This is a genomic window from Methyloceanibacter sp. (genome assembly GCF_035650995.1).
Taxonomy (GTDB): domain Bacteria; phylum Pseudomonadota; class Alphaproteobacteria; order Rhizobiales; family Methyloligellaceae; genus Methyloceanibacter.
In genome coordinates, this window is record NZ_DASRGO010000011.1 from 1 (window position 1) to 6,267 (window position 6,267).

At 65.2% G+C, this 6,267-nt stretch carries 5 protein-coding genes; all 5 read left to right on the plus strand.

The genetic code is table 11. From position 1 onward, the window contains the following. Nucleotides 1-1,659 carry an energy-dependent translational throttle protein EttA gene (ettA, locus tag VFB18_RS00675; RefSeq protein ID WP_324970350.1) on the plus strand — a complete coding sequence of 553 codons (1,659 nt, stop codon included), beginning with the start codon at nt 1-3 and terminating at the stop codon, nt 1,657-1,659. A 263-nt stretch (nt 1,660-1,922) separates the two neighbouring features. Next, on the plus strand, nt 1,923-3,299 hold the full coding sequence (locus VFB18_RS00680) for a GGDEF domain-containing protein (protein WP_324970351.1): 1,377 nt from the start codon (nt 1,923-1,925) through the stop codon (nt 3,297-3,299). 72 nt (nt 3,300-3,371) lie between these two features. Beyond that, nucleotides 3,372-4,400 (plus strand): metalloregulator ArsR/SmtB family transcription factor, encoded by a 1,029-nt coding sequence (locus VFB18_RS00685; RefSeq protein ID WP_324970352.1) that lies wholly within the window; start codon nt 3,372-3,374, stop codon nt 4,398-4,400. Then, complete coding sequence (gene metF, locus VFB18_RS00690; RefSeq protein ID WP_324970353.1) at nt 4,400-5,320, plus strand: methylenetetrahydrofolate reductase [NAD(P)H]; 921 nt, start codon at nt 4,400-4,402, stop codon at nt 5,318-5,320. Before VFB18_RS00685 ends, metF begins: the two co-directional genes overlap by 1 nt. Next, on the plus strand, nt 5,317-6,267 hold a 951-nt coding region (locus VFB18_RS00695; RefSeq protein ID WP_324970354.1), incomplete at its 3' end, for a homocysteine S-methyltransferase family protein. The genes metF and VFB18_RS00695, both read left to right, overlap by 4 nt.

Here is a 6,267-nt window from a genome sequence, read left to right on the forward strand (position 1 = left end):
ATGGCCACGCCCCAATACGTCTTTGTCATGAACAAGCTGTCCAAGACCTACCCCGGCGGCAAGCAGGTCTTGAAGGACGTGACGCTCGCCTTCCTGCCCGGCGCCAAGATCGGCGTGGTGGGCGTGAACGGCGCCGGCAAATCGACCCTGCTCCGCATCATGGCCGGCGAGGAAAAGGAGTTTCTGGGCGAGGCGTGGGCGGCCGACGGCATAAGCGTCGGCTACTTGCCGCAGGAGCCGCGGCTCAACGAGACCAAGGACGTGACCGGCAACGTTATGGAGGGCGTCGCCGCTAAGAAGGCGAAGCTCGACCGCTACAACGAGCTCGCCGTGAACTATTCCGACGAGACGGCCGACGAGATGGCCCGTCTTCAGGACGAGATCGATGCGCAAGGCTTATGGGATCTCGACGCCCAGGTCGAGCAGGCGATGGACGCGCTCCGCTGTCCGCCGGGCGACGCCGACGTGAACACGCTCTCCGGCGGCGAGCGGCGGCGCGTTGCGCTTTGCAAGCTGCTCCTCTCCAAGCCCGACATTCTTTTGCTCGACGAGCCCACCAACCATCTCGACGCCGAGAGCGTCGCCTGGCTCGAGCATCATCTGCGCGACTATCCCGGCACCGTGATCATGGTGACGCACGACCGCTACTTCCTCGACAACATCACCGAATGGACCCTCGAGCTCGATCGGGGGCAGGGCATCCCCTACAAGGGCAGCTACTCCTCCTGGCTCGAGCAGAAGGCAAAACGGGCGCAAGTCGAGGGCAAGCAGGAAGAGGCCCGCGAGCGGACCTTGGCGCGCGAGCTCGACTGGATCAGGGCGAGCCCCAAGGCGCGCCAGGCGAAGTCGAAGGCGCGCATCCGCGCCTACGAGGAGTTGCTCGCCGAATCCGCCCGCGACAAGACCGGCAGGGCGCAGATCACCATTCCGCCGGGCCCGCGGCTCGGGCAGGTGGTCATCGAGGCCGAGCATCTGGAGAAGGGCTTCGGCGACCGGCTCCTGATCGACGATCTCTCCTTCCAGCTTCCGCCCGGCGGCATCGTCGGCGTGATCGGGCCGAACGGCGCGGGCAAGACCACGCTGTTCCGCATGATCGTGGGCCAAGAGAAGCCCGACAAAGGTTCGATCCGCGTCGGCGAGACGGTGAAGCTCGGCTATGTCGATCAGTCGCGCGATGCGCTCGACGCCAAGAAGACCGTGTTCGAGGAAATCTCGGGCGGCAACGACGTGATCAAGCTCGGGGCAAGAGAAGTGCCGGCCCGCGCCTATGTCGGCTGGTTCAACTTCAAGGGCCCCGACCAGCAGAAGAAGGTCGGCCAGCTCTCGGGCGGCGAGCGCAACCGCGTGCACCTTGCCAAGATGCTGAAATCGGGTGCGAACCTCATCTTGCTCGACGAGCCGACCAACGATCTCGACGTCGAGACGCTGTCCTCGCTCGAGGCGGCGCTCGAGGATTTTCCCGGCTGCGCCGTGATCATCAGCCACGACCGCTTCTTCCTCGACCGCATCGCCACCCACATCCTCTCCTTCGAAGGCGACAGCCACGTCGAGTGGTTTGAGGGCAATTTCCAGGATTACGAGGAGGACAAGAAGCGGCGGCTCGGCGAGGATTCGGTCCTGCCCAAGCGCATCAAGTACAAGAAGTTCGCCCGCGCCTGATCGACGGCGACCGCCCCCGATTGTCCAGCCGCTGGGAATCGGGAAGGCGGCATCGCAACAGAGCCGCCCCTCGAACGCAGCAAATCCAGAAGTTCGCGCAAGTCCCCTGGCTGGGGACGCGGGCTTGATCCCGAAAAGCCGCCGGATATCAGACCCATCTCAGATTGTTGCGAATTTTAACCGTCTCGTGGCCAAAACCTTAGATTTTGCGGGTTAGGGTCGGGATGCGCCCGGGTGGGAAGAACGCACGGTGACGAACTCCCATGACACGAACGCTCGATCCTTTCGCCGAAGTCAAGGATAGGACCAGCAGCGCGGCGGCGAGCGCCCTCGCGCAAGAGTCCGGCGAGGTTTCGCGCAGGCCGAATGTGGACGCTGAGCCGGACGCGCCTTTCCGCCCCGAGCCCGCAGGGCACAGCCTTGGCGAGACACGCACCTCTCTGATCTCGGCGCGTGGTCACAGCATGTTGTTGAACTACGACCGCGCCCGGTTCATTTCCGCGCGACTTTCCGCGGCGGCACTCTTTCTCGCAATCGCGACGATCGCGTGGATTCCCGTCGACGTTATGCTCCTCGACGAACGCTGGACCGTGATCTGGCCGCTCATGGCAGCCCGCCTCATTACCGGACTGTTGTTTCTTGCCGTCGCGAGCCTGCAATTCCGGACCGCCGGGCTTCGGGAAGAACTGCTTCTGCTTGGACTCGTGATCTGTATCGGGGTGGGATTCCTTCTCTATACGCACCACGCGTTAGCCACCGCGGCAGGCGGCGCGTTCGACACCGGCCCGGCGCACACCGCCTATTCGCTCTTTCCCGTGGCCCTCGCCGCGGGACTTGCGATCTTTCCCCTCACGGTGGAAGAGATCGCCGCACTCTTGCTGGTGCCGGCCCTCGCCCTGTTAGGCGATCTGTTTCTGGAAGGCAGCAAATCGATTTTCATCGAGCACGGACCTGTCATGTTTCTGCTGGGCGCAATCGTGGCCGTCACGGTGGTCTGCTCGCTAAGCCAGTTGCAGCTTCTCATCCGGCTGCATGAGCAATCGACCATCGATCCGCTGACCCATCTCCTGTCGCGCCGTGCCGGTAGCGAGCTGCTCAATGTCTTGTTCGCCAAATCCGAGCGGATCGGCAGCCATTTCTCTCTCCTTCTTCTCGATCTCGACAATTTCAAGCGGGTCAACGATTTCTACGGCCACAATGCCGGCGATTTCCTGCTGCGCCACGTCGCCCAGTCTCTCAGGCAGGCGTTGCGCGGCGAGGACCTGGTCATTCGCTGGGGCGGCGAGGAGTTCCTCATTGTGTTGTCACGCACCACGCCTGCCATCGCCGCCAAGGTGATCGTCTCCCTTTGCGTGACGGGTCTCGGTGAGCGGCCGGACGGCGCGCGCCAAACGGCAAGCGTCGGATTGGCCGAGCGCATCGAGGATAAGGCCCAAAACTGGCATGACCTCGTCGAAATCGCCGACGAGCGCATGTACCAGGCGAAAGTCGAAGGGCGGAACTGTCTCGTGTCGACCGACGGAATGCCGCGCCGGCTGGCGGCCGGAGCTGGTTCTTCGTCAGGGCCGGCACGATTTGCCGACGCGGGACAGGGCAAACGGCGCGCAGCGGCGGAGCCGAAAGCGGACGCGGCCGCTTGAAAGTCGTGCTCAGGCGCCCCAGCGATTAAAGCGCCCTTGCGCCGCCGGCGTGAAACGTATAAACATATCTTTATGTCGTATGGCAACAAGGCCCTGGCCCAAGGCCTGTCCCGCGCCCAGGCGCTCGCCGCGCTCCGCGCCGCGGGCGAGGCGACACGTCTGCGCATCCTGGCGCTCCTCTCGCGCGCCGAGCTGAACGTCAAGGATCTCACCCAGATTCTCGGCCAGAGCCAGCCGCGCATCAGCCGGCACCTGAAGCTGATGGCGGAAGCAGGCCTCATCACCCGCTTCCGCGAGGGCTCGTGGGTCTTCTTCCGCCTCGCCGAAAGCGGCGCCGAGGGCGCGCTTGCCTCGTCAATCGTCGCGAGTCTCGATCCGTCCGACCTGACGCTCGCCCGCGACCGCGCCCGCGCCGCCTCGGTGCAGAAAACGCGCGCTGAAGCCGCGCAGGCCTATTTCAAGGCTCATGCCTCCGAGTGGGACCGCATCCGCGCGCTCCATGTCGCCGAGAAGGACGTGGAGAGCGCCATGGACGAGGCGTTGGGGCAGGGGCCCTTCTCCTTCCTCGTCGATCTCGGCACCGGAACGGGGCGCATCCTCGAGCTGTTCGGCCCACGCGCCTCGCGCGCGCTCGGCATCGACCTCAATCACGACATGCTCGCTTACGCCCGCATGAAGCTCGAGCGGGCCGGGCTCGCGCACGTGCAAGTGCGCCACGGCGATCTCTATAACGTGCCGCTCGACGACGGCGCGGCCGATGGCGTCGTGCTGCATCAGGTGCTGCATTTCCTCGACGACCCCGCTGCCGCGATCGCCGAGGCTGCGCGGTTGCTCAAGCCGGGCGGCAGGCTGCTCGTGGTCGACTTCGCCCCGCACGAACTCGAGTTCCTGCGCGAACAGTCGGCGCATCGCCGGCTCGGCTTTGGCCGCGACCAGCTCGGCCGCTGGCTCGAAGGCGCAGGGCTCAAGCTCGAGCGCTTCCGCGAGCTCGCGCCGGAGCCGGCGCAAGGGAAGCTCACCGTGTCGCTCTGGCTCGGCCTGAAACCTGCCGCCGTCGCCAAGAAGAAAAAGACCCAATCCAATGTGGAGGTCGCCGCCTGATGCTTGCCAGCACCGGACCCAAGAGCCGCTTCCTCGGTCGCGGCGCGATCGACGTCTCCTTCGAGTTCTTCCCGCCCAAGACGGCGGCGATGGAGGAGACGCTGTGGCGCTCGATCAGGAGGCTCGAGCCGCTCCGCCCGCGCTACGTCTCGGTGACCTACGGCGCCGGCGGCTCGACCCGCGAGCGCACCCACGCGACCGTGGCCCGCATCCTGCACGAGACGACGTTGAAGCCCGCCGCGCATCTCACCTGCGTCGCCGCGACCAAGGGGGAGCTCGACGACGTTATCCGCGACTATTGGGACCTGGGCGTGCGCCATATCGTGGCGCTTCGTGGAGATCCCCCGGGCGGCGTCGGCGACCGCTATCAGCCGACCCCCGGCGGCTACGTCAACGCCGCCGACCTGGTGAAGGGCATCAAACGGATCGCGCCGTTCGAGATCTCGGTCGCCTGCTATCCCGAGAAGCATCCCGAGTCGCCTTCCGTCGAGGCCGATATCGACATGCTGAAGGCCAAGATCGATGCCGGCGCCACGACCGCCATCAGCCAGTTCTTCTTCGACAACGAGGTATTCTTCCGTTACCTAGAGCGCGTCCGCGCCCGTGGCATCGACATCCCCGTCGTGCCCGGCATCATCCCGATCCACAATTTCAAACAGGTCGCTAGCTTCGCGGCGAAATCGGGCGCGAGCGTGCCGGAATGGCTCGGCCACCGCTTCGAGGGCCTCGACGACGATCAGGAGACGCGTCATCTCGTGGCGGCGGCCGTCGCCGCCGAGCAGGTGCTCGGCCTCGTCGACCAAGGCATCACCGAGTTCCACTTCTACACGCTGAATCGCGCCGATCTCGTTTACGCCATCTGCCATATGCTCGGCCTTCGCCCGGCCAAGGCCTTCATCGAATCAAAGGCAGCGTCATGACCCGTGAACAACGCATCGCCGCCCTGAAGCGCGAGGCGAAGGAGCGCATCCTCATCCTCGACGGCGCCATGGGCACCATGATCCAGCGCTACAAGCTCGACGAGAAGGGCTATCGCGGCGCGCGCTTCAAGGATTTCACACGCGATCTCAAGGGCAACAACGATCTGCTCGTCCTGACCCAGCCGAAGATCATCAGCGAGATCCACAACGCCTATCTCGAGGCCGGCGCCGACATCGTCGAGACCAACACCTTCAACGCCCAGGCGATCTCGCAGAGCGATTACGGGCTCGCGGACTTGGCCTACGAGATGAACGTCGCCGCCGCCAAGCTCGCGCGCGAGGCGGCCGACGCCTGGACCAAGAAGACGCCTGACAAGCCGCGCTTCGTTGCCGGCGCTATCGGCCCGACCAACCGCACCGCCTCGATCTCGCCCGACGTCAACAACCCGGGCTTCCGCAACGTGAGCTTCGACGAGCTCGTCGCGGCCTATAAGACGCAGGCGCGCGGCCTGATCGACGGCGGGGTGGATATCATCCTGATCGAGACCGTGTTCGACACGCTGAACGCCAAGGCCGCCGGCTTCGCCGTGGAGCAGGTGTTCGACGAGACGGGCGTGCGCCTTCCCGTCATGATCTCCGGCACCATCACCGATCTGTCGGGGCGCAATCTCTCCGGCCAGACGCCCGAGGCGTTCTGGTATTCGATGCAGCATCTGAAGCCATTCTCGGTCGGGCTCAATTGCTCCTTCGGCGCCGAGCAGCTGAGACCCGCCGTCGCCGACATGGCTGCCGTTGCCGATACGCTCATCAGCGTCTATCCCAATGCCGGTCTTCCCAACGAGATGGGCGGCTATGACGAGAGCCCCGAATACATGGCGGGGCTGCTCGAGGAATGGGCGAGGGACGGGCTCCTCAACATCGTCGGCGGCTGCTGCGGCACGACGCCC

Excerpts from the sequence above, each read along its gene's own strand:
- metF (WP_324970353.1), top strand. The coding sequence starts at position 4,400 with ATGCTTGCCAGCACCGGACCCAAGAGCCGCTTCCTCGGTCGCGGCGCG.
- VFB18_RS00680 (WP_324970351.1), top strand. The coding sequence starts at position 1,923 with ATGACACGAACGCTCGATCCTTTCGCCGAAGTCAAGGATAGGACCAGC.
- ettA (WP_324970350.1), top strand. The coding sequence starts at position 1 with ATGGCCACGCCCCAATACGTCTTTGTCATGAACAAGCTGTCCAAGACC.
- VFB18_RS00685 (WP_324970352.1), top strand. The coding sequence starts at position 3,372 with ATGTCGTATGGCAACAAGGCCCTGGCCCAAGGCCTGTCCCGCGCCCAG.